The organism is Kribbella sp. CA-294648, from assembly GCF_050943845.1.
Lineage (GTDB): Bacteria > Actinomycetota > Actinomycetes > Propionibacteriales > Kribbellaceae > Kribbella.
In genome coordinates this window covers 2,208,781-2,232,985 of record NZ_CP191981.1, presented here as the reverse complement: position 1 = coordinate 2,232,985, position 24,205 = coordinate 2,208,781, and the positions used below count along the sequence as shown (strand labels likewise).

Annotated in this window: 26 protein-coding genes; 9 read left to right on the top strand and 17 right to left on the bottom strand. The window is 68.0% G+C overall.

The features are described from left to right. Position 1: 1 nt before the first annotated feature. From rdgB to ACQPYM_RS10900, 3 genes are all read right to left on the bottom strand, one after another. A complete protein-coding gene (rdgB, locus tag ACQPYM_RS10910) occupies positions 2 to 607 on the bottom strand; it encodes an RdgB/HAM1 family non-canonical purine NTP pyrophosphatase (protein ID WP_433018737.1) in 606 nt (201 codons plus the stop codon). Further along, entirely contained in the window at positions 604 to 1,320 is a 717-nt protein-coding gene (gene rph, locus ACQPYM_RS10905; protein ID WP_433018734.1) for a ribonuclease PH, read from the bottom strand. The genes rdgB and rph overlap by 4 nt, the downstream gene beginning before the upstream one ends. Before the next feature lie 137 nt (positions 1,321 to 1,457). Continuing rightward, on the bottom strand, positions 1,458 to 2,324 hold the full coding sequence (locus tag ACQPYM_RS10900; RefSeq protein WP_433018731.1) for an SGNH/GDSL hydrolase family protein: 867 nt from the start codon (positions 2,322 to 2,324) through the stop codon (positions 1,458 to 1,460). Positions 2,325 to 2,469: 145 nt separating this feature from the next. On the opposite strand from ACQPYM_RS10900, the gene ACQPYM_RS10895 reads away from it, so the two are divergent. Next, entirely contained in the window at positions 2,470 to 3,648 is a 1,179-nt protein-coding gene (locus tag ACQPYM_RS10895) for a Gfo/Idh/MocA family protein (RefSeq protein WP_433018728.1), read from the top strand. Here ACQPYM_RS10895 and ACQPYM_RS10890 read toward each other — a convergent pair. From ACQPYM_RS10890 to ACQPYM_RS10880, 3 genes are read right to left on the bottom strand one after another with little or no spacing between them, the layout of a single operon-like run. Then, positions 3,645 to 4,478: an alpha/beta fold hydrolase gene (locus tag ACQPYM_RS10890; protein WP_433018725.1), complete on the bottom strand. Its 834-nt coding sequence runs from the start codon at positions 4,476 to 4,478 to the stop codon at positions 3,645 to 3,647. The two genes, ACQPYM_RS10895 and ACQPYM_RS10890, sit on opposite strands and share 4 nt — an antisense overlap. Beyond that, entirely contained in the window at positions 4,478 to 5,224 is a 747-nt protein-coding gene (locus ACQPYM_RS10885) for an MBL fold metallo-hydrolase (protein WP_433018722.1), read from the bottom strand. The genes ACQPYM_RS10890 and ACQPYM_RS10885 overlap by 1 nt, the downstream gene beginning before the upstream one ends. A gap of 9 nt (positions 5,225 to 5,233) precedes the next feature. Beyond that, positions 5,234 to 5,995 carry a TetR/AcrR family transcriptional regulator gene (locus ACQPYM_RS10880; protein ID WP_433018719.1) on the bottom strand — a complete coding sequence of 254 codons (762 nt, stop codon included), beginning with the start codon at positions 5,993 to 5,995 and terminating at the stop codon, positions 5,234 to 5,236. A 101-nt stretch (positions 5,996 to 6,096) separates the two neighbouring features. On the opposite strand from ACQPYM_RS10880, the gene ACQPYM_RS10875 reads away from it, so the two are divergent. Next, on the top strand, positions 6,097 to 6,333 hold the full coding sequence (locus ACQPYM_RS10875; RefSeq protein WP_433018716.1) for a hypothetical protein: 237 nt from the start codon (positions 6,097 to 6,099) through the stop codon (positions 6,331 to 6,333). Positions 6,334 to 6,340: 7 nt separating this feature from the next. On the opposite strand, the gene murI is transcribed toward ACQPYM_RS10875, so the two are convergent. Then, on the bottom strand, positions 6,341 to 7,144 hold the full coding sequence (murI, locus tag ACQPYM_RS10870) for a glutamate racemase (protein ID WP_433018713.1): 804 nt from the start codon (positions 7,142 to 7,144) through the stop codon (positions 6,341 to 6,343). A gap of 188 nt (positions 7,145 to 7,332) precedes the next feature. Between murI and ACQPYM_RS10865 the strand changes: the two genes are divergently transcribed. Beyond that, positions 7,333 to 7,722 carry a hypothetical protein gene (locus ACQPYM_RS10865; RefSeq protein WP_433018710.1) on the top strand — a complete coding sequence of 130 codons (390 nt, stop codon included), beginning with the start codon at positions 7,333 to 7,335 and terminating at the stop codon, positions 7,720 to 7,722. A gap of 3 nt (positions 7,723 to 7,725) precedes the next feature. Here ACQPYM_RS10865 and ACQPYM_RS10860 read toward each other — a convergent pair whose 3' ends face one another. From ACQPYM_RS10860 to ileS, 5 genes are all read right to left on the bottom strand, one after another. Continuing rightward, on the bottom strand, positions 7,726 to 8,673 hold the full coding sequence (locus ACQPYM_RS10860; protein ID WP_433018707.1) for a PLP-dependent cysteine synthase family protein: 948 nt from the start codon (positions 8,671 to 8,673) through the stop codon (positions 7,726 to 7,728). Positions 8,674 to 8,675: 2 nt separating this feature from the next. Continuing rightward, positions 8,676 to 8,954, bottom strand: a complete 279-nt coding sequence (locus tag ACQPYM_RS10855; RefSeq protein ID WP_270132520.1) for a MoaD/ThiS family protein — start codon at positions 8,952 to 8,954, stop codon at positions 8,676 to 8,678. A gap of 1 nt (position 8,955) precedes the next feature. Then, entirely contained in the window at positions 8,956 to 9,408 is a 453-nt protein-coding gene (locus ACQPYM_RS10850; RefSeq protein WP_433018703.1) for a Mov34/MPN/PAD-1 family protein, read from the bottom strand. A gap of 64 nt (positions 9,409 to 9,472) precedes the next feature. Beyond that, positions 9,473 to 10,450, bottom strand: a complete 978-nt coding sequence (locus ACQPYM_RS10845; protein WP_433018700.1) for an aldo/keto reductase — start codon at positions 10,448 to 10,450, stop codon at positions 9,473 to 9,475. 10 nt (positions 10,451 to 10,460) lie between these two features. After that, the gene (gene ileS, locus ACQPYM_RS10840) at positions 10,461 to 13,610 is read right to left on the bottom strand and encodes an isoleucine--tRNA ligase (protein WP_433018698.1); all 3,150 of its coding nucleotides are present in this window, start codon (positions 13,608 to 13,610) and stop codon (positions 10,461 to 10,463) included. Between the two features lie 123 nt (positions 13,611 to 13,733). Between ileS and ACQPYM_RS10835 the strand changes: the two genes are divergently transcribed. Continuing rightward, positions 13,734 to 14,693, top strand: a complete 960-nt coding sequence (locus ACQPYM_RS10835; RefSeq protein ID WP_433018695.1) for a hypothetical protein — start codon at positions 13,734 to 13,736, stop codon at positions 14,691 to 14,693. 3 nt (positions 14,694 to 14,696) lie between these two features. Here ACQPYM_RS10835 and ACQPYM_RS10830 read toward each other — a convergent pair whose 3' ends face one another. Further along, positions 14,697 to 15,248 (bottom strand): DUF2017 domain-containing protein, encoded by a 552-nt coding sequence (locus tag ACQPYM_RS10830; protein ID WP_360283378.1) that lies wholly within the window; start codon positions 15,246 to 15,248, stop codon positions 14,697 to 14,699. After that, positions 15,245 to 15,532, bottom strand: a complete 288-nt coding sequence (gene clpS / locus ACQPYM_RS10825) for an ATP-dependent Clp protease adapter ClpS (RefSeq protein ID WP_360283376.1) — start codon at positions 15,530 to 15,532, stop codon at positions 15,245 to 15,247. The genes ACQPYM_RS10830 and clpS overlap by 4 nt, the downstream gene beginning before the upstream one ends. A 213-nt stretch (positions 15,533 to 15,745) precedes the next feature. Here clpS and ACQPYM_RS10820 point away from each other — a divergent pair, with 213 nt between their 5' ends. Beyond that, the gene (locus ACQPYM_RS10820; RefSeq protein WP_433018691.1) at positions 15,746 to 17,080 is read left to right on the top strand and encodes a nicotinate phosphoribosyltransferase; all 1,335 of its coding nucleotides are present in this window, start codon (positions 15,746 to 15,748) and stop codon (positions 17,078 to 17,080) included. Next, positions 17,077 to 17,640, top strand: a complete 564-nt coding sequence (locus ACQPYM_RS10815) for a MarR family winged helix-turn-helix transcriptional regulator (protein WP_433018688.1) — start codon at positions 17,077 to 17,079, stop codon at positions 17,638 to 17,640. The genes ACQPYM_RS10820 and ACQPYM_RS10815 overlap by 4 nt, the downstream gene beginning before the upstream one ends. 127 nt (positions 17,641 to 17,767) lie before the next feature. On the opposite strand, the gene ACQPYM_RS10810 is transcribed toward ACQPYM_RS10815, so the two are convergent. Further along, positions 17,768 to 18,991, bottom strand: coding sequence for a D-arabinono-1,4-lactone oxidase (locus ACQPYM_RS10810; RefSeq protein WP_433018685.1), 1,224 nt, complete (start codon positions 18,989 to 18,991; stop codon positions 17,768 to 17,770). A 70-nt stretch (positions 18,992 to 19,061) separates the two neighbouring features. On the opposite strand from ACQPYM_RS10810, the gene ACQPYM_RS10805 reads away from it, so the two are divergent. After that, positions 19,062 to 19,874 (top strand): inositol monophosphatase family protein, encoded by an 813-nt coding sequence (locus ACQPYM_RS10805; protein WP_433018682.1) that lies wholly within the window; start codon positions 19,062 to 19,064, stop codon positions 19,872 to 19,874. A 41-nt stretch (positions 19,875 to 19,915) separates the two neighbouring features. Then, entirely contained in the window at positions 19,916 to 20,947 is a 1,032-nt protein-coding gene (locus ACQPYM_RS10800; RefSeq protein ID WP_433018680.1) for a hypothetical protein, read from the top strand. Between the two features lie 55 nt (positions 20,948 to 21,002). On the opposite strand, the gene ACQPYM_RS10795 is transcribed toward ACQPYM_RS10800, so the two are convergent. Next, complete coding sequence (locus tag ACQPYM_RS10795) at positions 21,003 to 21,764, bottom strand: sulfite exporter TauE/SafE family protein (RefSeq protein WP_433018677.1); 762 nt, start codon at positions 21,762 to 21,764, stop codon at positions 21,003 to 21,005. Between the two features lie 393 nt (positions 21,765 to 22,157). Next, entirely contained in the window at positions 22,158 to 22,532 is a 375-nt protein-coding gene (locus ACQPYM_RS10790; protein ID WP_433018674.1) for a HesA/MoeB/ThiF family protein, read from the bottom strand. Positions 22,533 to 22,665: 133 nt separating this feature from the next. On the opposite strand from ACQPYM_RS10790, the gene ACQPYM_RS10785 reads away from it, so the two are divergent. Further along, positions 22,666 to 24,198, top strand: coding sequence for a hypothetical protein (locus ACQPYM_RS10785; protein ID WP_433018671.1), 1,533 nt, complete (start codon positions 22,666 to 22,668; stop codon positions 24,196 to 24,198). The last annotated feature ends 7 nt before the right edge of the window (positions 24,199 to 24,205 follow it).

Below are 24,205 nucleotides of genomic sequence, written 5' to 3'. Positions count from 1 at the left end.
GTCAGGCCTCCAGTGCTTTTGCCACGATCGGCGCCAGTTCGCGCAACGCCTTGCCGCGATGGCTGATCGCGTCCTTCTCCTCGACGGTGAGCTCGGCCGTCGTCCGGTCGTACCCTTCGGCGGCGAACAGCACGTCGTACCCGAAGCCGCCGGTGCCGCGCAGTTCGCGGATGACCGAGCCGGGCATCTCGCCGCGGACGATCACGTCCTCGGCACCCTCCCGCACGAACGCGACGGCCGCCACGAACTGCGCCGTACGGCGCTCGTCCGGTACGTCCTCCAGTTGACCGAGCAGCAGCAGGTTGTTCGCGTGGTTGTCCTTGGCCGGGCCCGACCAGCGGGCCGACAGTACGCCGGGCATGCCGTTCAGCGCGTCGACGCAGATGCCGCTGTCGTCCGCGATCGACGGCAACCCGGTCGCGGCCAGCGCGGCGTGGGCCTTCAGCAACGCGTTGCCCTCGAAGGTCGGCTCGGTCTCGGCCGGCTCCTCGTACGGCGGGACGTCGCCCAGCCCGAGCACCTCGATCCCGGGCACGATCGGCGTCAGAATGCGCCGGAGCTCCTCAAGCTTCTTCTTGTTGTTCGAGGCAAGTAGTACCTTGCTCACGCCAAGGCCTCCAACTGCAGCTTGGTCAGGTCGGCGCAGCCCGCGGTGCCGAGGTCCAGGAGGCTGTTCAGCTCGTCGCGGTCGAACGGTGCGCCTTCGGCGGTGCCCTGTACTTCGATGAACTTGCCGTCGCCGGTAAGCACCAGGTTCATGTCCGTCTCGGCGCGGACGTCCTCTTCGTAGCAGAGGTCGAGCATCGGGGTGCCGTCGATGATGCCGACGGACACCGCGGACACCGAGCCGGTCAGTGGTTCGCCCTTGAGCGCCTTGCGGTCGCGCAGGTAGGACACGGCGTCGGCCAGCGCGACGTACGCGCCGGTGATCGCGGCGGTGCGGGTGCCGCCGTCGGCCTGCAGGACGTCGCAGTCGAGCAGGATGGTGTTCTCACCGAGGGCCTTGTAGTCGATCACCGCGCGCAGCGAGCGCCCGATCAGCCGGGAGATCTCGTGCGTCCGGCCGCCGATCCGGCCCTTCACCGACTCGCGGTCCGAGCGGGTGTTGGTGGACCGCGGCAACATCGCGTACTCCGCGCTGACCCAGCCCAGGCCGGAGCCCTTGCGCCAGCGCGGCACACCCTCGGTGACGCTGGCCGCACACAGCACCCGGGTCCGCCCGAACTCCACCAGCACCGACCCCTCGGCGTGGTCGAGCCACTTCCGCGTCAACGTCACCGGTCGAAGCTGGTCAGGAGTCCGTCCATCAATACGAGCCATAGACGAAACCCTATGCCCGGAGCTGCTGCACCCCCGCATCGGCCAGCCGCGACGGCCACCCCTCCCGCCCGCCACCATTTCGGCGGTCAACCCCCGAGCTTGTGGGTTGCCACCCCGTAACCAGGGGTGGCAACCCATCATTTCAGGGGTTGACCGCCGAAATGGGCGTAGGGGGTGGCGGGACGACGGGGCGAGGGGCGGGCGGGCGACTGGTGGGGGCGGAGGTGGGTTAGGGCTAGGCGGGTTGCCCAGGGGGTTAGGTCGTTGGCTCGGCGGGTTAGCCAGGGGACTCCTTCGCGGAGCATCCAGGCTGCGTCTGCCCACTTGGTGGGAGGTTGCCCTGCGCAATCCAGAGCGGGCGGTACTGCGATCTGCAGGCCCTGACGCTGCAGCTCGTCGGCGAAGGCTCGGGCCAGGTGGCGGTGGCCGCGTTCGGCGGGGTGGAGGCGGTCGATGCTCCAGAACTCGCGCCGGTAGACCTCCGGGTAGTCGGCCATGTCGATCCGGATACCGCCGAAGCGCGCGTGCAGTTCGTCGTACACGGTGTTGACCTGCTCGATCCGCTGCCACAGTGGCCGGCGCAACCACGACGGCAGGCCGAACACCTGGCCGTGATCGTGGAACCGCACGGTCAGCAGCAACGCGCCGCGCCCGGTCAACTGCTCCGCGCAGTACCAGAGGCAGTCGCGGATCTGCCCGGTGTCGAAACTCGAGCGCATCGTGTCGTTGACGCCGACGATGAGGGACGCCAGATCGATCGGCCCGGCGCCGGTCGCCGGGAGTTGGTCGGTGGCGACCACCGGTGCGGTGGCGCCGCTGGTCGCGAAGTTGGAGAACGTCACACGGTGGGAGCTGCCCAGGGAGTCGGCGAGCAGCGAGGCCCAGCCCCGCCAACCCTCCCCCGGGCGCGCACCGGCACCGGACAGGTCGGTCGTACTGCCGTTCAGCGGGTCCCCGACACCAACGGTCGTCGAGTCGCCCAGTGCCACGTAGTGGAGGCTCACATTCCGTCATGGTGGCGACGCTGTCCGAGTTCTGGGTGAGACCGAGATGACCAGCGGATGGCCACGACAGGATCAGAGAGATGTTGAAGATCGGAAGTGTTCAGACATAGGGTTTAGCAATCACCTACGTGCAGGAGTTGCTGGCATGAGTACAGAAGACCTTCGGTTCGGTGTGGTGGGGCTCGGCCTCCGGTCCGGGCTGGCCAAGCACGCCCACTTACCGGGCGAGGGATCCCGGATCGTGGCCGTCTGCGACCCCGTCGAGGCGCAACGGCAGGCGGCGCTCGCGGAGTACCCGGAGGCCGACGCGTACGCCGATCACACCGAACTGCTCGACCTGAAACTGGACGGCGTCTTCCTGACCACGCCCGACGACCTGCACGAGGACCCCGCGATCGACTTCCTCCGGGCCGGCGTCGCCGTCTTCGTCGAGAAGCCGCTGGCGATCACCACCTCGGGCTGCGACCGGGTGCTGCAGGCGGCGTACGGCACCGGCAGCCGCCTGTACGTCGGGCACAACATGCGCCACATGCCCGTCGTCCTGACGATGCGCGAACTCATCCACGCGGGTGTGATCGGTGAGGTCAAGGCGATCTGGTGCCGGCACTTCGTCGGCCACGGCGGCGACTTCTACTTCAAGGACTGGCATGCCGACCGCCGGCGCAGTACCAGCCTGCTGCTGCAGAAAGGTGCCCACGACATCGATGTGATGCACTGGCTGGCCGGCGGCTACACCACCCGGGCGAACGCGCTCGGCGGCCTGACCGTGTACGGCGGGATCGAGGATCGCCAGGACCGCTCCGAGCAGCGGTTCGCCGACTTCGTCTCCGAGGACAACTGGCCGCCGCTCGCCCAGCAGGGTATGGCCCCGGTGATGGACGTCGAGGACCTCTCGATGGCCAATCTCCAACTGGACAACGGCGTTTTCATGACCTACCAGCAGTGCCACTACACCCCGGACTACTGGCGCAACTACACGGTGATCGGCACGGCCGGCCGGCTGGAGAACTTCGGCGACACCTCGGGCGGCGTCGTGAAGGTCTGGAACAGCAAGCGCTCCGGCTATCGCGAGGACGCCGATCAGGTGGTCGAGATCCCGGAGGCCGAGGGCGGTCACGGCGGTGCCGACCCGCGCCTGGTGGCGGAGTTCGTCCGTTTCGTCCGCGACGGCAGCCCGACCCTCACCTCGCCGATCGCCGCGCGAGCTGCCGTCGCGGCCGGCTATGCGGCAACTACCTCGCTCCGCACCGGCGGCACCCCGATCGACGTCCCTGCCCTCGACCCGGCCCTGATCGAGTACTTCGACAACGGCCAGACCCGCTAGTCCGCGAGAAACTCCTGCAATACTTGACGAAACGCGTCCGGTCGCTCCCGCCAAGGAGAGTGACCGGCGCCTTCGATCAGGCGAACCTCATGATGCGGGATGTGCCGCGCCAGAGCCTGTACTGCGCTCGCCGGGCGCGGGTCACCCGTGCCATGAACAAGCCAGACCGGCATCGGCAGACCGGCCACCAACGCGATCAACTCGTCGTCGGACCACGCGTTGATCTCGGTGGCGAGTGCCCGGTTGGCGGCGAAGTTGATCGGATGCGGGACGGCCGCATCCTCCGACGCCCACTGCCAAGCGTGCTCCCGATCGGCGTGATCGGTGACCCAGGACAGCACCCGGAACTCAGTCTCCTCCTCAGGCGATCGGCTTGCCTGCAAGGCGGTCAGTCGTTCCAACTGCTCAGGAGTCAGACGCCGGTTGCGCTCCTCGTAGTACGGCGTACGCCAGTCGCCGAGGCCGACTCCGCTGAAGTGGCCGACCTTGACGACGTGCTGTGGATACGCGGCCGCATACGTCAGCGCCAGCCGGGCACCGAAAGAGTGGCCGAGGACAACGATCTGCTGGTGACCCCAGTGCTGCCGGAGCTCGTCGATGTCGTCCTGGAGGCGCCGCATCGTCTGCTCTTCCGAAGGATTCGAGCCGCCGCAGCCGCGCTGGTCGAAGCGGTGCACGACGGTCAGGTCGTCGAGCATCGCGGCCACCGGCTCCAGGTAGTCCCACAGCCCTGGCCCGCCGTGCAACAGGACCACCGGCGGCCTGGCGGTCGGAGTACCGGTGGTCCAAGTGCGCAAGCGGGTGCCGTCGGACAGACGGACCGAGGACATCAGATGTCGAAGGTCGCGTTGGGGGTCGCGACCAGGACCTCACCCGGATAGGTGCGGCGGGCACCTATCGCCTGGGTCTCGCGGTTGAACCACGGCGGGACGTGGGTGATGACGAGGCGTTTCACCCCGGCTCGTTTGGCGTGCTCGCCCGCGTCGGCCGGGGTCATGTGGAGGTCGGGCGGGTTGTTCGGGTCGTCGTCGCGCAGGGCGGCCTCGCACAGCAACAGGTCGCTGCCGCGCGCCAGCTCGATCAGCCCGTCGTTGGGGCCGGTGTCGCCGGAGTACACGAGCGACTTGTTGCCGTGCTCAACGCGGATCGCGTACGCCGGTACCGGGTGCACCATCGGGACGGTGCTGACCGTGAACGGCCCGATCTGCTGGATCTCCTGCCAGGTATGGAAGTCCAGCTCCTCCTCCATCCCCGGATCCAGCGGCAGGTCGTAGGCAAGCGCCATCCGCTCGGCGGAACCGGGTGGGCCGTAGACCGGGATCCGGGGCAGCGGCGACGACGGCGAGTACTTCGCCGCGACGTACAGGCCGCACAGGTCCATACAGTGGTCGGGATGCAGGTGGGACAAGGCGATCGCGCCGATCTCCGGCACGGACAGATGGCGTTGCAGCGCACCGAGCGCGCCACTGCCGAGGTCGAGCACCAGGTGGAACCCGTCGGCGGTGACCAGATAGCTCGAGGCAGGCGAGTCCGGCCCGGGGACGGACCCGGAGCAGCCGAGCACGGTGAGCTTCATACTTGAACATTACCGGCGGGTTGCCGTCTTCGCAGGAATGCGTGCGGCGTCATCGAAGAGCTGATCGAGTTGCCTGGCTATGATTTCGAGCACATCACGGCTGCGTCTGGTGCCATGGACAACATCTAGCCCCAGCCCGGTGACGCCCGCGACCAGCAGGTCGGCGGTCGAGCCGGGGTCGACGCCGGCCCGGAGCAGTCCGGAATCCGCCGCCTGCCGGAGGATCAGGGCAACAAATTCCTCCAGCGAACGGTCTCCGGCCAGGAACACGGCGGCCAGCGCGGGATCGGTGAGGCTGCGGGCGTAGTACGCCGCGAGCACCCGCAGGCTGAGCCGGCGCTGCTCGTCCAAGGGCACGAACTCGCGGAGAATCGCCGACAGCAAGGCCCTCGGGTCGGTGAGATCCGCCTCGATCCGGTCCCGGGCGTTCTGCTGGTTCGTTTCGTGCAGCAACGTGAGCGCGTCGACGAGCAACTGGTGCTTGCTGCCGAAGTGGTACTGCACGACTCTGACCGAAATGCCCGCCTCGGCCGCTACTGCGCGCAGCGAGACTGCTTCCAGGCCCTGCTCGGCCGCGATCCGCCAGACCGCGCGTGCGATCTGCGTACGCCGTTGCGCCGCGACTGTGGTCTGTTCAGCGGGCGGTGCGGGCTGTGCACGACGGCTGCGATAGGCCCTCGCCTGGCACGCGCGCGAGCAGTACCGCGGCCGCCGCCCTCGCTCGGGCACCACCAGCGCTCCGCCGCACACCTGACATTTTTCGTCACGCACCCTCGCATTCTATTTGCTGGAATAGCGTGACGAAATAGCCAATTCCGCGACTAAAGTCGCAAACGCTGTTGGTACGTTCGTGTCAATCGAGAGGAGACACGATGGACGAGGGAATCTACCGGCTGGCGATGGTCGGGGTCGCCTTCCTGGGCACTTGGGAAGGCCTGCTGACGATCATCTTCCGGCTCTTCACCAGCAAACCGGCGAACTGGCTGACCGCGGCGAACCACCTCGACAGCCCCTGGTGCTACGTCGTGGCGGGTGGCGTCATCGCCGTCGCGGTGGTACTGCTGTCGATGCTCGGCACCGCGCGCAAAAAGGTGCTGGCGAAGGCTTAGCGAAGCCTCAGCGGACCCAGGCGAACTGGTCGACGCCGGAGATGACCGGGCCGAGGAAGCGGGCGCCGATCTTGGCGAACTCCGCGGGGTCGCCGGTGGTGACGAAGCGGTGCTGGGGGGCCGGCAGGTCGTCGGGGCGCAGCAGGCCGCTCTTGGTGAGCTCGCCGTAGACGTCCTTGGCGCACTCCTCCGCACTGCTGACCAGGGTGACGTTGTCACCCATCACGTACGAGATCACGCCGGTCAGCAACGGGTAGTGGGTGCAGCCGAGGATGAGCGTGTCCACGCCGGCCTCGATCAGCGGATCGAAGTACTCGTGGGCGGCGGCCAGCAACTCGGGTCCCGACGTCACGCCGGCCTCGACGAAGTCCACGAAACTCGGGCAGGCCTGGGTCATCAGCTGGATCTGCGGGGCGGCGGCAAATGCGTCCTCGTAGGCCAAGGACGTCGCCGTCGCCTTCGTGCAGATCACCCCGACGCGATGGTTGCGGGTCGCGGCAACAGCTCGACGGGCCGCCGGAAGGATCACCTCGACCACCGGTACGTCGTACCGCTCGCGGGCGTCTCTGAGCATCGCGGCGCTGGCCGAGTTGCAGGCGATGACGAGCATCTTGACGCCGGCCTCGACCAGGTGGTCCAGGCATTCCAGCGCGTACTCACGCACTTCAGCGATCGGTTTCGGGCCGTACGGCTGGCGGGCCGTGTCGCCGAGGTACAGGATCGGCTCGTGCGGCAGCTGGTCGAGTACCGACCGCGTCACCGTCAGTCCGCCGAACCCTGAGTCGAAGATCCCGATCGGTGCGTCTGCCACAGTCCGAACTCTAGCCCGCGGCGGCTTGGGGGCCGGTAACGGGCAGAGCTGAAGTAAGGCTTACCTGAGCCCTGCCTGACCGGGGTGGTGGGGTGGGGTCAGCATATGCACAGCGACACGCCGGAGTTATCCACATCTTTACTCTCAGGAATTGCCAACGGACGTGACGCGGGCCACTCTTATCGGATGTGTTTCCAACCGCCCCCAGCGATGCCATGAACCTGGTGGTCCAGATCGCGGTGGCTTTCACCTCCACCGGCGCACCGAATCCGCACCCCACCAACGCCGCGGCGGCAGGCAATGCCGCCGGTCAGGCTGTGGAGACGAACACGTCCAGCACCAGCGCCGACGTCGCGTCGGCACTCGGCCCGACCGGGATGCTGCTGGTCCTCGTGTTCGCCGCCTTCGCCGCCTACGTCCTCTCGCTGCGCCTGCACCCGAACGCCAAGTGCAACCGCTGCAAGGGCGCCGGCCGCCACAAGGGCTCCATCTTCAGCTACGCCCAACGCCCCTGCAGCAGCTGCAAGGGCCGCGGCGTCCACCCCAGACTAGGCCGCAAAGTGCTCTTCAAGACATAACCCTCAGGCCCAGAGCTGGCCCTCCAGGCGTTCTTCGGCTTCTTCGACCGTGCCTTCGTAGGCACCGGTGGAGAGGTACTTCCAGCCGCCGTCGGCGACCACGAAAGCGATATCGGCGGACTGGCCCTCCCGCACGCACTTGGCCGCCTGGCCGAGCGCGGCATGCAGGATCGCGCCCGTCGAGATGCCGGCGAAGATGCCTTCGTTGTCGAGCAGCTCACGGACCCGGCGGACCGCGTCGCGGGGGCCGACCGAGAAGCGCGCGTCGATCAGCGTCGCGTCGTACAGCTCGGGGACGAAGCCCTCGTCGAGGTTGCGCAGGCCGTAGACCAGTTCGCCGTACCGCGGCTCGGCGGCGACGATGCGTACTTCGGGTTTGTGCTCGCGGAAGAACCGGCCGGCCCCCATCAGGGTGCCGGTGGTGCCGAGCCCGGCCACGAAATGCGTCACCGACGGCAGGTCGGTGAGGATCTCCCGCGCTGTCCCGTCGTAGTGCGCGGCCGCGTTCGACGGGTTGCCGTACTGGTAGAGCATCACCCAGTCCGGGTGTTCCTCGGCGACCTGCTTGGCCACCCGGACGGCCTCGTTCGAACCGCCCGCGGCCGGCGAGGAGATGATCTCGACCCCCCACATCCGGAGGATCTGCCGGCGCTCCTCGGAGGTGTTCTCCGGCATCACGCAGACCATCCGGTACCCGCGCAGCTTGGCCGCCATCGCCAGTGAGATCCCGGTGTTGCCCGACGTCGGCTCGAGGATCGTGTTGCCCGGCCGGAGCCGGCCGTCCTTCTCGGCGTCCAGCAGCATCCGCAGCGCGGCCCGGTCCTTGATCGACCCGGTCGGGTTGTGGTCCTCCAGCTTGGCCCACAACCGCACGTCACCCGACGGCGAGAGCTTCGGCAGGCCGACCAGCGGCGTACCGCCGACCGAGTCGAGCAGGGAGTCGAAACGCATGATCAGCCGCCGGCCACCGCGGGCAGTACGACGACGACGTCGCCGTCCTTGACCCCGGTCTGCAGGCCGCCGGTGAACCGGACGTCCTCGTCGTTCACGTAGACGTTGACGAACCGGCGCAGCTCCTCCGGCTCCCCCTCCACGATCCGCTCCTTCAGGCCCGGGTGGGTGCCGTTCACGTTGTCGATGAACTCGGCCAGCGTGCTGCCGTCCCCGTTCACCGCCTTCTCGCCCCCGGTGTAGGTGCGCAAGATGGTCGGGACGCGAAGCTCGATCGCCATGTCAGTTGTCTCCTTGATTGCTGTAGTCCGCCACGACCTTGACCTCTTCCTCGGTGACCGCGCCGTCGATGATCCGGTACGACCGGAACTCCACCGGCCCGTCGTACGACGGTGAGTCGGCGCTGTCCCGGGTGGAGACCAGCACGTAGTGCGCGCCGGGCTCGGAGGCCAGGTTGATGTCGGTGCGGGACGGATAGGCCTCGGTGGCCGTGTGCGAGTGGTAGATCACCACCGGTTCCTCGTCGCGCTCGTCCATCTCCTTGTAGAGGCGGAAGAGGTCGCCCGAGTCGAACTCGTAGAACGTCGGCGACATCGCCGCGTTCAGCATCGGGATGAACCGCTCCGGCCGGTCCGACCCGACCGGTCCCGCCACCACGCCACACGCCTCGTCCGGGTGATCCCGCCGGGCGTGCGCCACGATCGCGTCGTACGTCTCCGAGTCGATGATGAGCACGCCACCACGATACGGAGGCCACCGCCGACCCCCTGCCAACCAGGGAGTCGGTCCAGTATGTGGACTACCAGCGGTCGTGGACCTGCGGGCGGATCAGTTCGTCGTACACGGTCTGCACGACCTTGAGCTCGCCTGTGGTGAGCGGCCGCAGGGTGGCGGCGCCGATGTTGCCGGCCACCTGCTGGGGGTTGCGGGCGCCGGGGATGACGACGGTGACGCCGGGCTGGTCGAGGATCCAGCGGAGGGCGAACTGGGTCATCGTGGCGCCGTCCGGGACGAGCGGGATGAGCCGCTTGACCGCTTCCAGGCCGGTGGCGAAGTCGACGCCGGAGAAGGTCTCGCCGACGTCGAAGGACTCACCCTTGCGGTTGTAGTTGCGGTGGTCGTCCGCGCCGAAGGTGGTGTTCTCGTCGTACTTGCCGGACAGCAGGCCGCTGGCCAGCGGGACCCGGGCGATGATCCCGACGCCGGCCCGCTCGGCGGCCGGCAGCACCTCGTCGAGCGGCTTGAGCCGGAACGCGTTCAGGATGATCTGCACCGACGCCACGTTCGGGCGGGCGATCGCGGTGAGCGCCTCGGCGCAGGTCTCCACACTCACCCCGTACGCCGCGATGCGGCCCTCCGCCACCATCGTGTCGAGCCCGTCGAAGACGGCGTCGGACGAGTAGACCGGGGTCGGCGGACAGTGCAGCTGGACCAGGTCGATCGTGTCGACCCCGAGATTCTCCCGGGAGCGGTCGTTCCAGGCGCGGAAGGCGTCCAGCGTGTAGTTCTCCGGCACCTGCTCGACCCGCCGGCCCATCTTGGTGGCGACGGTCAGCTCCGGGTGATCCTTGAGCACCTGCCCGACGAGCCGCTCACTCCGCCCGTCGCCGTACACGTCAGCGGTGTCGATGAAGGTGACACCACCGTCGATCGCAACGTTCAGCACCCCCAGTGCGTCGCTCTCGTCAACCTCTCCCCAGTCAGCCCCCAACTGCCAGGCCCCCAGCCCGACCACACCAACATCCCGCCCAGTACGCCCCAACCTCCGCTTTTCCATACCACCCACCCTATGCGCCGTCAGGCCTCGCCAGCGCGACGGCGAACTCGTCACCTTCGGCGACTTCGAGGGTGACGGCGAGGGTTTCGGCCATCAACGTCTCCCGGTGGGCTTCGATTGCTGCTCGGGTGAGGGCGTCGGCCGTCAACTTCAGGGTGATCCGGTCGGTGATGTCGAGGCCGGCGTCGCGACGGGCTTGCTGGACTGCTCGGATCGCGTCGCGGGCGATTCCGTCGCGTTCCAGCTCGGGGGTGATGGTCAGGTCGAGGATCAGGAAGCCGTCGGTCAGCAGACCACTTGCCTGTGGGCCGGCGCCGTCAAGAGCCTCCGCGAGGACGGTTTCCAGGGTGTACTCGCCCTCCTGCAACTCGATGCCACCGGCAACAACCGAGCCGTCAGTGGAGACGGACCAGTCGCCTGACTTCGACGCCTTGATCACCGTCTGTACGTCGCGACCCAGTCGCGGGCCCGCCGCTCGCGCGTTCACGGTCAGCTTCTGCGAGACCGGGGCATCCACCTGGTCGACCTCGACCAGCACCACCTCGCGGACGTTGACCTCCGCCCGCAGGATCGGCACCAACTGCTCCAGCGACGACGCATCCGCCGTCGCGACCGTCATCGTGTGCAGCGGTTGACGCCCACGGATCCCCTCCGCCTTCCGGACAGCCGAAGCGACCGAACAGATCTCCCGGACCCGCTCCATCCGCGTCACCAACGCATCATCCGCAGGAAGTTCGTCGACAGCCGGCCAGTCGGTCAGATGCACCGACCGCTCGCCGGTCAACCCGCGCCAGATCTCCTCCGCCGTCAGCGGCAACAGCGGCGCGACGGTCCGGGTGACCACCTCCAGCGCGGTATAGAGAGTGTTCAACGCATCCTGGAACGACGACCCCTGTGCATCCCAGAACCGTTCCCGCGACCGCCGGATGTACCAGTTCGTCAGCACCTCCAGATAGCTGACGACGGACTCGCACGCCGACGCGACGTCGTACCGGTCGAGTCGCTCGCCCACCTCACCGACGAAGACCCGCAACCTGGCCAGCAGATAGCGGTCGAGCTCCACCTCGGAGCTGACCGACCAGCTCGCCGTCGCGCCGGCCGCGTTGGCGTAGAGGCCGAAGAAGTACCAGGCGTTCCAGAGCGGGATCATCACCTGCCGCACCCCGTCGCGGATGCCCTGCTCGGTGACGACCAGGTTGCCGCCGCGCAGGATCGGGCTCGACATCAGGAACCAGCGCATCGCGTCGGCGCCGTCGCGGTCGAACACCTCGCGGACATCGGGATAGTTGCGCAGCGACTTGCTCATCTTCTGCCCGTCGCTGCCCAGCACGATCCCGTGCGACAGACACGACGAGAAGGCCGGCCGGTCGAACAACGCCGTCGCCAGCACGTGCATGGTGTAGAACCAGCCGCGCGTCTGCCCGATGTACTCGACGATGAAGTCGCCCGGGAAATGGTGCTCGAACCACTCGGTGTTCTCGAACGGGTAGTGCACCTGGGCGAAACTCATCGACCCCGAGTCGAACCACACGTCGAGCACGTCCGGCACCCGCCGCATCACCGACTTCCCGGTCGGGTCGTCGGGGTTCGGCCGGGTCAGCCGGTCGATGAACGGCCGGTGCAAATCCGGTACGGCGACGCCGAAGTCGCGCTCCAGCTCCTCGACCGAGCCGTACACGTCGATCCGCGGGTACGCCGGGTCGTCCGACCGCCAGACCGGGATCGGCGAACCCCAGAACCGGTTCCGGCTGATCGACCAGTCCCGCGCGTTCTCCAGCCACTTGCCGAACTGGCCGTGCTTGAGGTGTTCCGGCACCCAGGTGATCTGCTCGTTCAGCTCGACCATCCGGTCCCGGAGCCGGGTCACCTCGACGAACCAGCTCGACACCGCCTTGTAGATCAGCGGTTTACGGCACCGCCAGCAATGCGGGTAGCTGTGCACATAACTGTCCTCGCGCACCAGCGTCCCGGCCGCGGCGAGGTCGCGGATGATGGCCCGGTTCGCGTCGAACACGTGCTGCCCGGCGTACGGCGGAACCACACTGCTGAAGCGAGCGCCTTCGTCGACGGTCAGCAGGGTCGGGATACCGGCCGCGTCGCAGGCGAGCTGGTCTTCCTCACCGTAGGCGGGCGCCAGGTGGACGACGCCCGTGCCGCCCTCGGTGGTCACATGCTCGGCGGCGATGACCTGGAACGCGTTAGCCGTACTCCACAGCTCAGTGTTCGTGAAGAAGTCGAACAACGGTGTGTAGCGCAGCCCGATCAGCTCGGCACCCTTCAACCGCCGGACGACCTCGCCCGACAGGCCGGCGACGCCACCGTGCTCCTCCGTGTACGCCGCCAGACGCGCCTCGGCCAGGATCGTCGGCCGGCCCTCGGCGTCGTTGACGACGACGTAATCGATGTCAGGGGCAACGGCCATCGCGAGGTTGCTCGGCAGCGTCCAGGGCGTGGTCGTCCAGGCCAGCAGCCGCTCGCCGGTCTCCAGCGTCACCGCGACCGTGATCGAAGGGTCCTGCCGCGGCTGGTAGACGTCGTCGTCCATCCGCAGCTCGTGGTTCGACAGCGGGGTCTCGTCGTTCCAGCAGTACGGCAGGACGCGCAGGCCTTCGTAGACCAGCCCCTTGTCGTACAGGGTCTTGAACGCCCAGATGACCGATTCCATGTAGTCGCGGTTGAGCGTCTTGTAGTCGTTGCCGAAGTCGACCCAGCGCGCCTGCCGGGTGACGTAGGCCTGCCACTCGTCGGTGTACTTGAGCACCGACGACCGGCACACCTCGTTGAACTTCTCGATCCCCAGCTCGACGATCTCGGCCTTGGTCTTCAGCCCGAGCACCCGCTGAGCCTCCAGCTCGGCCGGCAACCCGTGCGTGTCCCACCCGAACCGCCGCTCGACCCGCCGCCCGCGCATCGTCTGGTACCGCGGAACGACATCCTTCACGTATCCGGTCAGCAGATGCCCGTAATGCGGCAACCCATTGGCAAACGGCGGCCCGTCGTAGAAAACGAACTCGTTCTCCCCATCCACCCCCGCCGCCCGGTTCTCCACCGAGGCCTGGAACGTCCCGTCCGCCTCCCAGTACTCGAGCACTCGCTCCTCGAGCGTCGGAAACTTCAGACTGGCATTCAACCGGGTGTGGCCGGCTTTCGGATAAGTCACCAGCCGATCGTAAGCGCGGCACGACAGCCGCCCCGAACAGATTTCGGTTCGTATGCCCTACCCGTTGTGCCGTTCAGCCGACAAGATCATCACCCAGGCAGTTACGCGCTAGGAGTCGACCAGGTGACCGCAGCTAGCACCAGTTTGTTCACCACGCTTGATCCGGCTCTCCGTGCCGCCCTCGGCGCCGCACGAGGGTACGTCCGTCTGGCAAGCCCCTACATCAGCGCACCAACTCTTCGATGGCTGGGTATGTTGGCCGCACGGAAGCAGGCGAGATGGCAACTGCTGACCTCCCTAGACCCGGTCGCGGCGGCCTACGGGTTCCTTCATCTTGACGGGCTCCGGGCCCTGCTAGCGACGGATGTGGACATCCGTCACCTGGACAATCTCCACGCAAAGCTGTTCTTGACGGAGAAACATGGTTTCGCCGGTTCAGCCAATCTAACTGCGGCAGGCCTTGGAACCATTGCTCCAGGCAACCATGAGTTGTCCATCGCTCTGACTGCTGAGCAGCGATCTGAAGCCGGCGGCATCTTCAAGCAGTGGCACAGCTCAGCACAGCGTGTCACCCGGGCGATGATCCTGGAATGCGAGCGCCGAGCGGTCACGATCCCTGTCCGCATCACGCGACCACCGGATCTTCCATCCACCGAGACGGCCTTGGCCGATACCGCCGACAAGCTCCTACAGCAGTCCGCCGATGTCGGTGTCTGGATCAAGGCCATCAGTGTCGATGAGAGCGGCTGGCCCGACGGCTCCTGGATCAGCAACAGCCGACGAGCCACGTTCTCGGTCGGCGATCTGGCAGTCATCTACTCCAAGGCGCACCAGGCATGTACGTCGGTAGTACGTATCGACAAACCAGTGGTTGACGAACCCCAGCGACTCCGCGAGTCCGGATACTCGGAGGAAGATGCCAACCGCTGGCGGTGGGTCTCCGACGCCACTTGCCTTCTCGAATTCCCTGAGTCCCGACGGGTGCCAATCGCCGAGGCTGGAAAGACCGCACAGTCGTTGCAGGGAGGTTACTGCCGGATGCCGGTGGGCGGCCTTGCTGCAGTTCTCCGCTACGCGCTGTGACCTCTACCGGATGTTGTGGAGAAGTGCGGACTGGAGGTAGCCGAGCCAGTCGTAGAGGTCGTAGGTGAGGCGGCGCGGGTCGTCGTCGGGGAGTTTTTCCCAGACCGCGTAGTCGTCCTCTTCCTTGATGTCCAGGCGGGTGCCGATCGCCAGGCGCAGGTCGTTCAGGGCGCGCAGCCAGGCGAGCTGGTCGTCGCCCTCGAGTGGGATCCCGTCCTCCGGTGACGCCTCCAGAGCTGCCAGCACCCGCTTCGCGTCCGACGCCTTGCTGTCCCGCAGCCCGCGCTCGGTGAACCGCCGGAACTCGGCGGCCGCCTGGTCGTCGGAGTTGTACGCGTCCGGCAGCAGCCGCTGCAGTACTACGTCCTCCGGCGGGGAGGTCGGCCCGTCGTTGTCCAGCAACGCGGCCAGCGGGTCGCTCGACTCGGCGGCGCGCGGTGGCATCCCGTCGTACAGGAGCTCGACCAGGTTGCGGAGCAGGTTCGCCAGGATGTCCGCCTCGTGGGCGGCGAAGCTGACGATCACGGTCTTCTTGCGCTTGCGGAACTTCGTCACGACTTCTCACAGGTGGCCCACAGGCCGTAGGAGTGCATGGCTTCGACATCGCGTTCCATCGCCTCGCGGTTACCGTTCGAGACGACCGACTTGCCTTCTTGGTGCACCTGCATCATCAGCTTCTCCGCCTTGGCCTTGGAGTAGCCGAAATAGGTCTGGAAGACGAACGTGACGTAGTCCATCAGGTTCACCGGGTCGTTCCAGACGATCGTCACCCACGGTGGGCTCAACTCGATTGCCTCGTCGATTTCGGGGCTGGCGAGTTCGCTCGGTGCGGTGGTCACGTAGCCATTCTCTCCATCATCGGTTCGGAGCTCGCAATAGGCAGTGTCCTCTGTCGGTGAGTCGTGCTTCAGCTCCGGTGTCCAGGTGCGTGCATCGCGGTGCTGGAGGAGGGTCCTCGATGCGGAGCATCGTGGATGCTTCTCCAGTGCCGTGAGGTGCGTGCCTGGGCGCCGGAGATGTGCACGAATCACCGACAGAGGACACTTACCCTTGTGAACGCTACGACAGCGCTGCTGACCGACCACTACGAGCTGACCATGCTGCAGGCGAGTCTGGCCGACGGTACGGCGCATCGCCGCTCGGTTTTCGAGCTGTTCGCCCGGCGGCTGCCCGACGGGCGCCGGTACGGCGTGGTCGCGGGCGTGAACCGGCTCCTGGACGCCCTGGAGCAGTTCCGCTTCGACGAGCGGACGGTCGACTTCCTGGCCGAGCGCGGCATCGTCGACGCCGCGACCCGCGACTGGCTCGCGGAGTACCGGTTCAGCGGCGACATCTCCGGGTACGCCGACGGGGAGATCTTCTTCCCGGGCTCGCCGGTCCTGGTGGTGGAGTCGAGCTTCGCGGAGGCGGTGCTGCTGGAAACCGTCTTCCTGTCGATCCTGAACCACGACTCGGCGGTCGCCTCGGCGGCCTCCCGGATGACCTGGTGGGCCGGTGGCCGGCCGTGTATCGAGATGGGCTCGCGGCGGACCCACGAGGAGGCCGCGGTCGCGTCCGCGCTGGCGGCGTACATCGCGGGCTTCGCCACCACCTCCAACCTGGAGGCGGCCCGCCGGTACGGCATCCCGAGCGCCGGTACGGCGGCCCACTCGTTCACCCTGCTGCACGACACCGAGCGGGATGCGTTCGTCTCCCAGGTGGATGCCTTGGGCAAGGGAACGACGCTGCTGGTGGACACCTACGACCTGACCGAGGCGGTGAAGACGGCGATCGAGGTGGCCGGTACCGGGCTGGGTGCGGTCCGGCTCGACTCCGGTGACCTGCCGTCGCTGGCCGGGCAGGTCCGCGAGCAGCTCGACTCGCTGGGCGCCACCAAGACCCGGATCATCGTCACCAGCGACCTCGACGAGTACCAGATCGCCGCGCTCGCGCCGGCCGCCGTCGACGGGTACGGCGTGGGCACCTCGCTGGTGACCGGCAGCGGCTACCCGACCTGCGGTTTCGTCTACAAGCTGGTCGCCCGCGAGGGCGACGAGGGCACGATGGTGCCGGTCGCGAAGAACAGCCCGGACAAGATCTCGATCGGCGGCCGCAAGTACGCGCTGCGGCGCCGCTCGGCGGCCGGCGTCGCCGAGGTGGAGCTGATCGGCGTCGGCGAGAAGGCGGTGGACGACGGCGACGACCGCGAGCTGCTGAAGCCGCTGGTGGAGGCGGGCAAGATCGTCGGCCGGACCACACCGGCCGAGTCGCAGGCGCACCACCTCAAGGTCCGCGACGAACTCCCTCGCAGCGCCAGTCAACTCAGCCGCGGCGAACCCGCCATCCCGACGGAGTACATCGGCGGCCTGAACGCCCGCAACCCGTTCGCCAAGCGGAGCGCAATATGACCACCCCGGAGGCCGGGGCAACCCGGGAGCATGGGGTGAGTCCGGAGGCCGGGGCGGATGCGCCCGAGCGCGACTCGGGTGCCCCCGAGCCGAGGCCGCCGCGGTGGGATCCGGAGGCGCCGGCCAGCCCGGCCGACATCCTGATCGCGTTGCGCTTCGCCGACCGGGCAGCGCGCAAGGCGGTCGGTGACGAACTGGCCGGCACCGGCGTCCACACCGGCCAGGAAATGGTCCTCGCCAAGCTTCTCCACCTCGGCTCGCTCCCGGTAGCTCAACTAGCGAAGGTCCTCGACGTCGAAGTCCCGACAGCCACCCGAACGACCCAGCGGATGGAAGCAGCGGGCCTCGTCCGCCGGCTGAGGAACGACACCGACGCCCGCAAGGTCAGCATCGAACTGACCGAGCACGGCACCGAGCTCGCCCGCACCGTCCAGCAACTCCACGCCCAAGCAGGCGAACGCGCCCTCCGCGGCGTCAGCGCCGAGGAACGCCGCCTCCTCCGCAACCTCCTCTGGTCCCTCACCCGCAACATCGAAGACATCCCCTGCGCGGGCCACTAAGACCCCGGACCGCCCCCACTCACAAACCTCAGCAGACCGCGCCTCGCCGGTCGTGGCCAAGCGTGAGCGGATGCGCCCAGCGCTGCGTGGAGGAGCTTTGTGAGTGGGGGCGGTCCGGCCTGTCGCACTAGGGCAGGCAGGTATCCAGGTAATCGTTGCGGAACTTCCCGGCCGGGTCGTACTTCGCCGCCAGGGCAATGAATTCCGGCACCTTCGGGTAGCACTCGCGCAGCGTCGCCGCATCGACGGTGAACACCTTGCCCCAGTGCGGCCTGGCGCCCAGCGGCAGCAGCACCTCCTCAAGAGCAGAAACAACCGGCCGGACCGCTTCCTCGTCCCGGATCCAGGTGAAGTGCAGAGCGACCGTGTCGCGACCTTGGCTCGGGCTCAGCCAGAGGTCGTCGGCGGCGATCGTGCGCACCTCCGAGATCTGGATCACCGGCGCCATCAGCCCACCGAGCGCCTTCAGCTCCTCGAAAGCCTGCGCCGCGACCGCCCGCGGCACGAAGTACTCCGACTGCAACTCCTCGCCGTTGCTCGGCGTGAACTCCAGCCGGAAATGCGGCAGCCGCTCGTTCCACGGCCCGGGCACCCCGCCCTGCTGGGTCGCGAAGTCGGCCGGCATCGACTTGATCGGATGCCGGGCACCGTCGGCGACGCGCGCGCCCAGCCAGGACGGCTCGTACGGCGTACCGGCGCGGAGTTTGCGCCAGACCATCACGTCCGGGTCGACCCAGTCGGTGAACGCGCTCACGCTGTACGCACTCGAGAAGACCTCCTCGAAGTCCGAACCGAGCCGCTCGACCGGCAGCGCGTCGTACACGACCTGGCTGATCTCGAACGACGGCCGGGTGTCGAGTTCAAGGCTGACCGTGACGCCGAGCGCGCCGAGGGAGACCACCGAGCCGGGGAAGTCCGGGTCGTCGCGTGTCAGCGTGACGAGCTCACCGTCGGCATTGACGAAGGTGATGCCCGAGACCGCGGAAGCGAGCGTGCCGTTGGCGTCGCCCGAGCCGTGGGTCCCGGTCGAGCAGGCGCCTGCGATGGAGATGTGCGGCAGCGACCCGAGGTTGTGCAAGGCCCGCCCTGCGGCCTGCAGCGCGGCCGTGACCTCGCCGTACCGCAGCCCGGCGGAAACCGTCACGGTGTCCTCACCGACGGTGATCACGCGAGGCAGGCTGGCGACGGACACCAGCGTCCCGGTCGTGTCCGCGATCCGGTTGAACGAGTGGCCGCTGCCCAGCACCCGAACGTGCTCGGAGGATCGCACCAGCTCCTGCAGCTCCGGCACCGACTCCGGTGCGTGCGGCTCCGCCGAGAAAGTGATGTTCCCCGCCCAGTTCGTTGCCATCGTCCACGCCTTCCGGTCAGCCAAGTGATCCTCCCGAAGCCTTCCACATCCGTCGGCTACGTTGATCCGCATGTCCACAGACGCTGACCTGATCGCCCATTCCCAGCAGTTGTCCGCCACCGCCGCCGAGGCCACCCGCCTCGTCGCCGACGATCTGCGGGCCGCGTTCCGGGCCGGGATGGACGTCGAGTTCAAGCGCGACAAGCACGACCCGGTGACGGTCCACGACCGCCGCGCCGAGGAGGCCATCTCCGCGCTGCTCACCCGGCACTTCCCCGGCAGCAGCGTCGTCGGCGAGGAGGACGGCGCGCACGAGGGCTCCGGCGACGTCACCTGGTACGTCGACCCGATCGACGGTACGGCGAACTTCGCCCGCGGACTCGCCTTCTTCTGTACGTCGATCGGCGCGGTACTCGACGGTCGGGTCGTGGCCGGCGCTGTCCTCGACCCGATGACCGGCCACCTCTTCACGGCCGACCTCTCCGGCGCCTGGCTCAACGGCGAGCCACTCCGCTCCGGAGGCACCAAGCAAGAGGCCGAAGCCATGCTGCTGACGAGTTATCCGGCAGCTCGGGATCTTGCCGGCCACCAGGAGTCCGCTCTGGCATCCTTCGCCGGCCTCGTCACGTCGTACGGGACTGTCCGTCGGCCGGGCAGTGCCGCGCTGAGCCTTTCGCATGTGGCGGCCGGCTGGGCCGACGCAACGGTGGGTACTTCGATCAGTGCGTGGGACGTGTGCGCGGCCCAGCTGATCGTCCAGCAAGCCGGCGGCCACTATCTGCCGTTCGGCGGCGAGGGCTGGGACCACCCTCACTTCGCTGCCTACACAGCCGATCTGGAGCCCACCACTCTCACCCAGTTCGTTGGTGACCTGCAGCAGTAGTTACTGTCGGGCGTTCGCTGAACCTTCGAGAGGAATGCATCTTGCGCTCCAGCACCTTCACCCGTCGCCGTACGGTCACCGCCCTCGGGCTGGCCGGCGTGCTGGCCACCGGATCCGCGATCGTTGTCGCGATCAACGGTTCGGACAGCTCGCAGGCCGCCACCCAGACGGCCCAGACTGCGCAGACCGGCCAGGCCGCGCAGGCGGTCACCGCGGCGCGGGCGATCAGTTGCAGCACCGCGACCGGCGGCAAGCCCTTCTACGACGGGCCGTCCGCGTCGAAGGTGTACGACGCCCGGTTCAGCAACAGCGCGGCCGTGCCGTACCTCGGCACGCACACGCCGCAGGGTGCCGGCACCTGGTGGAACTGGGACGGCAAGAAGGACCTGATCCTCGTCACCGCCTACCGCAAGGGCGCGAACTCCCTGATCATCGGGATCGACCCGGCGACCAACAAGGCGGTCGGCGCGGTCGCGATCGCCCCGACGCACGTCGGTGGGATCACCACCAGCAACGGCTGGGCGTTCGTGCAGGGTGGCACCAACACCATCCGCAAGTACAAGCTGTCCACGCTGAGGACCGCGATGAAGGCGCCCAAGACGCCGAAGATCAACCCGGTCGGCCCCGACCGCAAGGTCTACGGCGCGTCCTTCCTGACCAGCTACGGCGGCTACCTGTGGTCCGGCAAGTTCAACGAGAACGGCCGCGACAAGATGTACCAGTACAAGATCAACAGCAACGGCAGCCTGACCACGATCAACAAGGCGTGGGAGGTCCCGACCAAGACCCAGGGCCTGATGGTCACCGGCAGCCACTTCGTCTTCAGCACGTCGTACGACCGGGACAAGCGCAGCAACCTGTACGTCGTCCGCCGCGGCCAGCCCGATCTCGACAAGGCCACCCTGCGCTGCTTCCGGGCACCGAGCATGTCCGAAGGCATCACCGAGTACGGCGGCCGCGCGTACCTGCTCTACGAGTCGGGCTCCCACCTCTACCGCGGCGACTCCCGCACCCTGAACGTCATCACCCGCTTGCACAAGGCAACAGTCTCGTCCCTCACCAACTTGGCCTGACCCGCCGACTTCCCCAGTGCCCCCACCCAACTCTGGGTGGGGGCACTGTTCTCTGTCAGAGCATGGTGACGGCGGCGACGAGGCCGGCCAGGACTACGAGGATGCGGAGGAGGGTGGGTGGGAGGATTCGGCCGAGGTGGGAGCCGGTGTAGCCGCCGATGATGGAGCCGGCGGCCAGGAGGGCGACGGCGGTGTAGTTGAGGTCGGCGACGAAGACGAAGATCAGGCCGGCCACGACGTTGGCCGCCAGCAGGGCAAGGGTTTTCAGGGCGTTGACGATGCGGAGTTCCAGGTCGAGGCCGAGGCTGAGGACGGCCATCATCATCACGCCCGCGCCGGCGCCGAAGTACCCGCCGTAGACGCCGGTCAGGCCGGCGAAGAAGATGGTTGCGGGCGACATCGCAGTACGGGGATGGTCGTCGTCCGGGTGTCTGCGGGAGCGTAGCCAGCGGGAGATCCACGGCTGGGCGCCGACGAGCAAGCAGGTGAAGAGGATCAGCCAGGGCACGATCGACTCGAACACACTCGACGGCAACGCCAGCAGCAGGACGGCACCGCCGACCGCACCGATCGCGGCTGTCAGGACGAGGACCCAGATGACCCCCGGCTGCCCGCGCAGCTCACGCCGGTAGCCGAGGGATCCGCCGAGGCTCGCGGGGATCAGCCCCAAGGTGTTCGAGGCGTTGGCGACCACCGGTGGGATGCCGAGCGCGATCAGCACCGGGAAGCTGAGCAGCGAGGCCACTCCGACCGTCGAGGTGAGCACCCCCGCGCCGAGCCCCGCGGCCACCAGCGCGACCTGCTCCCACCCCGTCACGGATGCTCGGGCGACGGTCTGGCTTCGCTCCGGTGCATGCCAGAGAGCTTATGGACGCCAGGCACTGGGTGTACCTTCGGGGGTAACCCCCGGGGACCAGGAGTTCCACGGCGCACCAGGCTCCGCAGAGCTCAGGCAGCCCACGCGACACCCTCACCCGGGAGCACCTCATGGCGAAGAACAAGGGCGGACGCGAAGTCCGCAAACCCAAGCAACCGAAAACCCCGAAGGCCAACGCCGGCGACAGCACCATCATCCCGCCGACCAAGCAGGGCCGCCGCTAACCCCGAACCGCCCCCACTCACAAAGCTCATCTTGCCGGCCCGCTCAGGCGTGGCTGGAGGTGCCTTGGGCTGGGTGGAGGAGGTTTGTGAGTGGGGGCGGTCCGGGTCACTAGCGCTGTGGTGGCGGGCAGTCGGTTGCGCCGTTGCGCCACTGGTGGTTGTAGCGGCCCGAAACCTTTGTGACGAAAGCGACGATCGCCGCCTCGTCGAGTGCGTCGGTGCCGTGCGAGTTCATCCGGCTGAGCCGCTTGACGGCGACGGGCACCTTCGGCTTGCCGAGGTCTTCCTCGGTGTAGCGCAGCTGGCGGGTGAGGTTGCCTTCTTCAATGATGTCGAAGTCGACGCAATGCACGGCGCCGACGCCGGCTGCCACCAGTGCCGAGGCAACAGCCGACCCAGTCCCACCGAGGCCCAGTACTACGACGCTGCTGGCCTTCAGGCGAGCCTGTACGTCGTACCGGCTGGCGCGTGGGGTCAGGTCCACCCATGCGTAGTACGTCGTCGCCCGGCATCGCATGCACCGTTTGCGGGCCGGTCCTTCCGACCCTGTCGCGGGCTGACCCCGGGTTCGCGGGATGCTGTTGCGCGCACAAGCCGATCGAACGGGAGCTACGCCGATGACGAACGACTGGGCGACCGACCGCGCACAGAACCGCGCCCTGGACGAGCTCCGGGACCAGATGGCGACGGTCTCGTCCGAGGCGTCGAGCTTGCGGTTCCGGCTGTCGCAGGTCCAGGGCAGCATGGAGACGCGGCTGTCCCGGCTGACGACGGCCTTCGACGCCTTCGTGGAGCTGTCCGACATCCGCTTCGACCTGATCGGCTACGCGGACGCGGCCGATGTACGCCGTCGCGCCGGGCACGTGCTGACCGCTTTGGCTTCCGGCGAGACTCCGCCGGCGGCGGGACCCGACGTACCGGCGTACTGGTTGTGGCCTGCGGTGGAAGCGGTTCGTGGTCTCGCCAATGGTGGCAACCTCGACGAGACCATGCTGGCCGAGGCGATGCGGCGCGACGAGCGGCGGACATCACTCTTCCTGTGTCTCGCCCTCGCCTCTCTGGGCTGGCGGAACGAGGTCCGGGCGCAGTGGCTGGACACGGCGTTCGGTCAACTGGCCGCCGACGGCACGGTCACGCGGGCGCAGCGGGCGCTCTGGACCACCGCGGCCCGCGGCGGGTTCGGAGCCGAGGGGCAGAACTCGATCGTCGCGCGGCTGAAGGTGCCGAGCACGGCCGCTGCTCAGCGCTGGGCCGGCCCTGCGATGGCACGCGCCGACAAGGTGAAAGTCACCGGCCCGGCGTACGTGGAGATCGCCGGCTACACCAAGGCCCGGGGCGAGCTGAGCCGGCTCCGGACCGCCGTCGAGATCATCACGGGTGACACGAGCGTCCTCGAGCCCGACCGCGAGCTCGTCTACGCGCCCAGCGACAAGCCCGACCCGGACAGCACGTCCGCGCTCCTGCGACTGCTGATCTCCGAAGGCAGCGAGCCCGAGCAGGCCTCGCTCGCCCGGGTCGCCGAGCTCCGCCGGCAGATCGTCGAGGGCGATCAGACCGACGACGGCGCGATCGACGACTCGGCCGGGACGGTCGAGGCGTTGCTGGAAGCGGATCTCGGCAAAGCCGACGAGCCGCACCTCGCGGCGACCGCGTTGCGTGTGGTCGCGATCGGTGTGGCGGCCGACGCGGAGGTGCTGGCTCAGACGGCGAGCATGCCCACCCCACCCCGGGTGAGCCAGGAGATCGAGTGGCGGACGGTCGATCTGCTGCCGGACGGTCCGGAGCGCCAGTCCCTGGCCGCCGCCGAAGGCGCGATCGCCTCGAGCGTGCAGCCACTGTCCGCCGGTGACGTCAAGGGACCGATCGCGGCGGTTGTCGCCGGTGTCCTCGTGGCCGTCGGGCTGGGTTTGACGCATCCGTTCTGGATCATCATCGGCATCCTGGTCGTTGCCGTCGCCGGTTACAGCTACTGGAAGGCTGCCAAGAAGCGGGCGGACGAGCAGGCCGACGCGGCCCACCGGATCAAGCGGCTGCGGGACGAGGCCGGCCAGGCTGCCGCCCAGTTCGCGGCGTACAAGGCCGATGACCGCGACCGGGCTGCCGCGATCGCGGTCGACCTGCAGGAGATCAAGAAGCGCCTCGAGGCCTGATCCCGCC

Coding starts and splice junctions, on each gene's coding strand:
- ACQPYM_RS10885 (WP_433018722.1), bottom strand. CDS start 5,224: ATGAAGCTCACCGTGCTCGGCTGCTCCGGGTCCGTCCCCGGGCCGGAC.
- ACQPYM_RS10895 (WP_433018728.1), top strand. CDS start 2,470: ATGAGTACAGAAGACCTTCGGTTCGGTGTGGTGGGGCTCGGCCTCCGG.
- ACQPYM_RS10815 (WP_433018688.1), top strand. CDS start 17,077: ATGACCACCCCGGAGGCCGGGGCAACCCGGGAGCATGGGGTGAGTCCG.
- ACQPYM_RS10855 (WP_270132520.1), bottom strand. CDS start 8,954: ATGGCGATCGAGCTTCGCGTCCCGACCATCTTGCGCACCTACACCGGG.
- ACQPYM_RS10785 (WP_433018671.1), top strand. CDS start 22,666: ATGACGAACGACTGGGCGACCGACCGCGCACAGAACCGCGCCCTGGAC.
- rph (WP_433018734.1), bottom strand. CDS start 1,320: ATGGCTCGTATTGATGGACGGACTCCTGACCAGCTTCGACCGGTGACG.
- ACQPYM_RS10875 (WP_433018716.1), top strand. CDS start 6,097: ATGGACGAGGGAATCTACCGGCTGGCGATGGTCGGGGTCGCCTTCCTG.
- ACQPYM_RS10805 (WP_433018682.1), top strand. CDS start 19,062: ATGTCCACAGACGCTGACCTGATCGCCCATTCCCAGCAGTTGTCCGCC.
- ACQPYM_RS10845 (WP_433018700.1), bottom strand. CDS start 10,450: ATGGAAAAGCGGAGGTTGGGGCGTACTGGGCGGGATGTTGGTGTGGTC.
- ACQPYM_RS10890 (WP_433018725.1), bottom strand. CDS start 4,478: ATGTCCTCGGTCCGTCTGTCCGACGGCACCCGCTTGCGCACTTGGACC.
- ACQPYM_RS10810 (WP_433018685.1), bottom strand. CDS start 18,991: ATGGCAACGAACTGGGCGGGGAACATCACTTTCTCGGCGGAGCCGCAC.
- ACQPYM_RS10860 (WP_433018707.1), bottom strand. CDS start 8,673: ATGCGTTTCGACTCCCTGCTCGACTCGGTCGGCGGTACGCCGCTGGTC.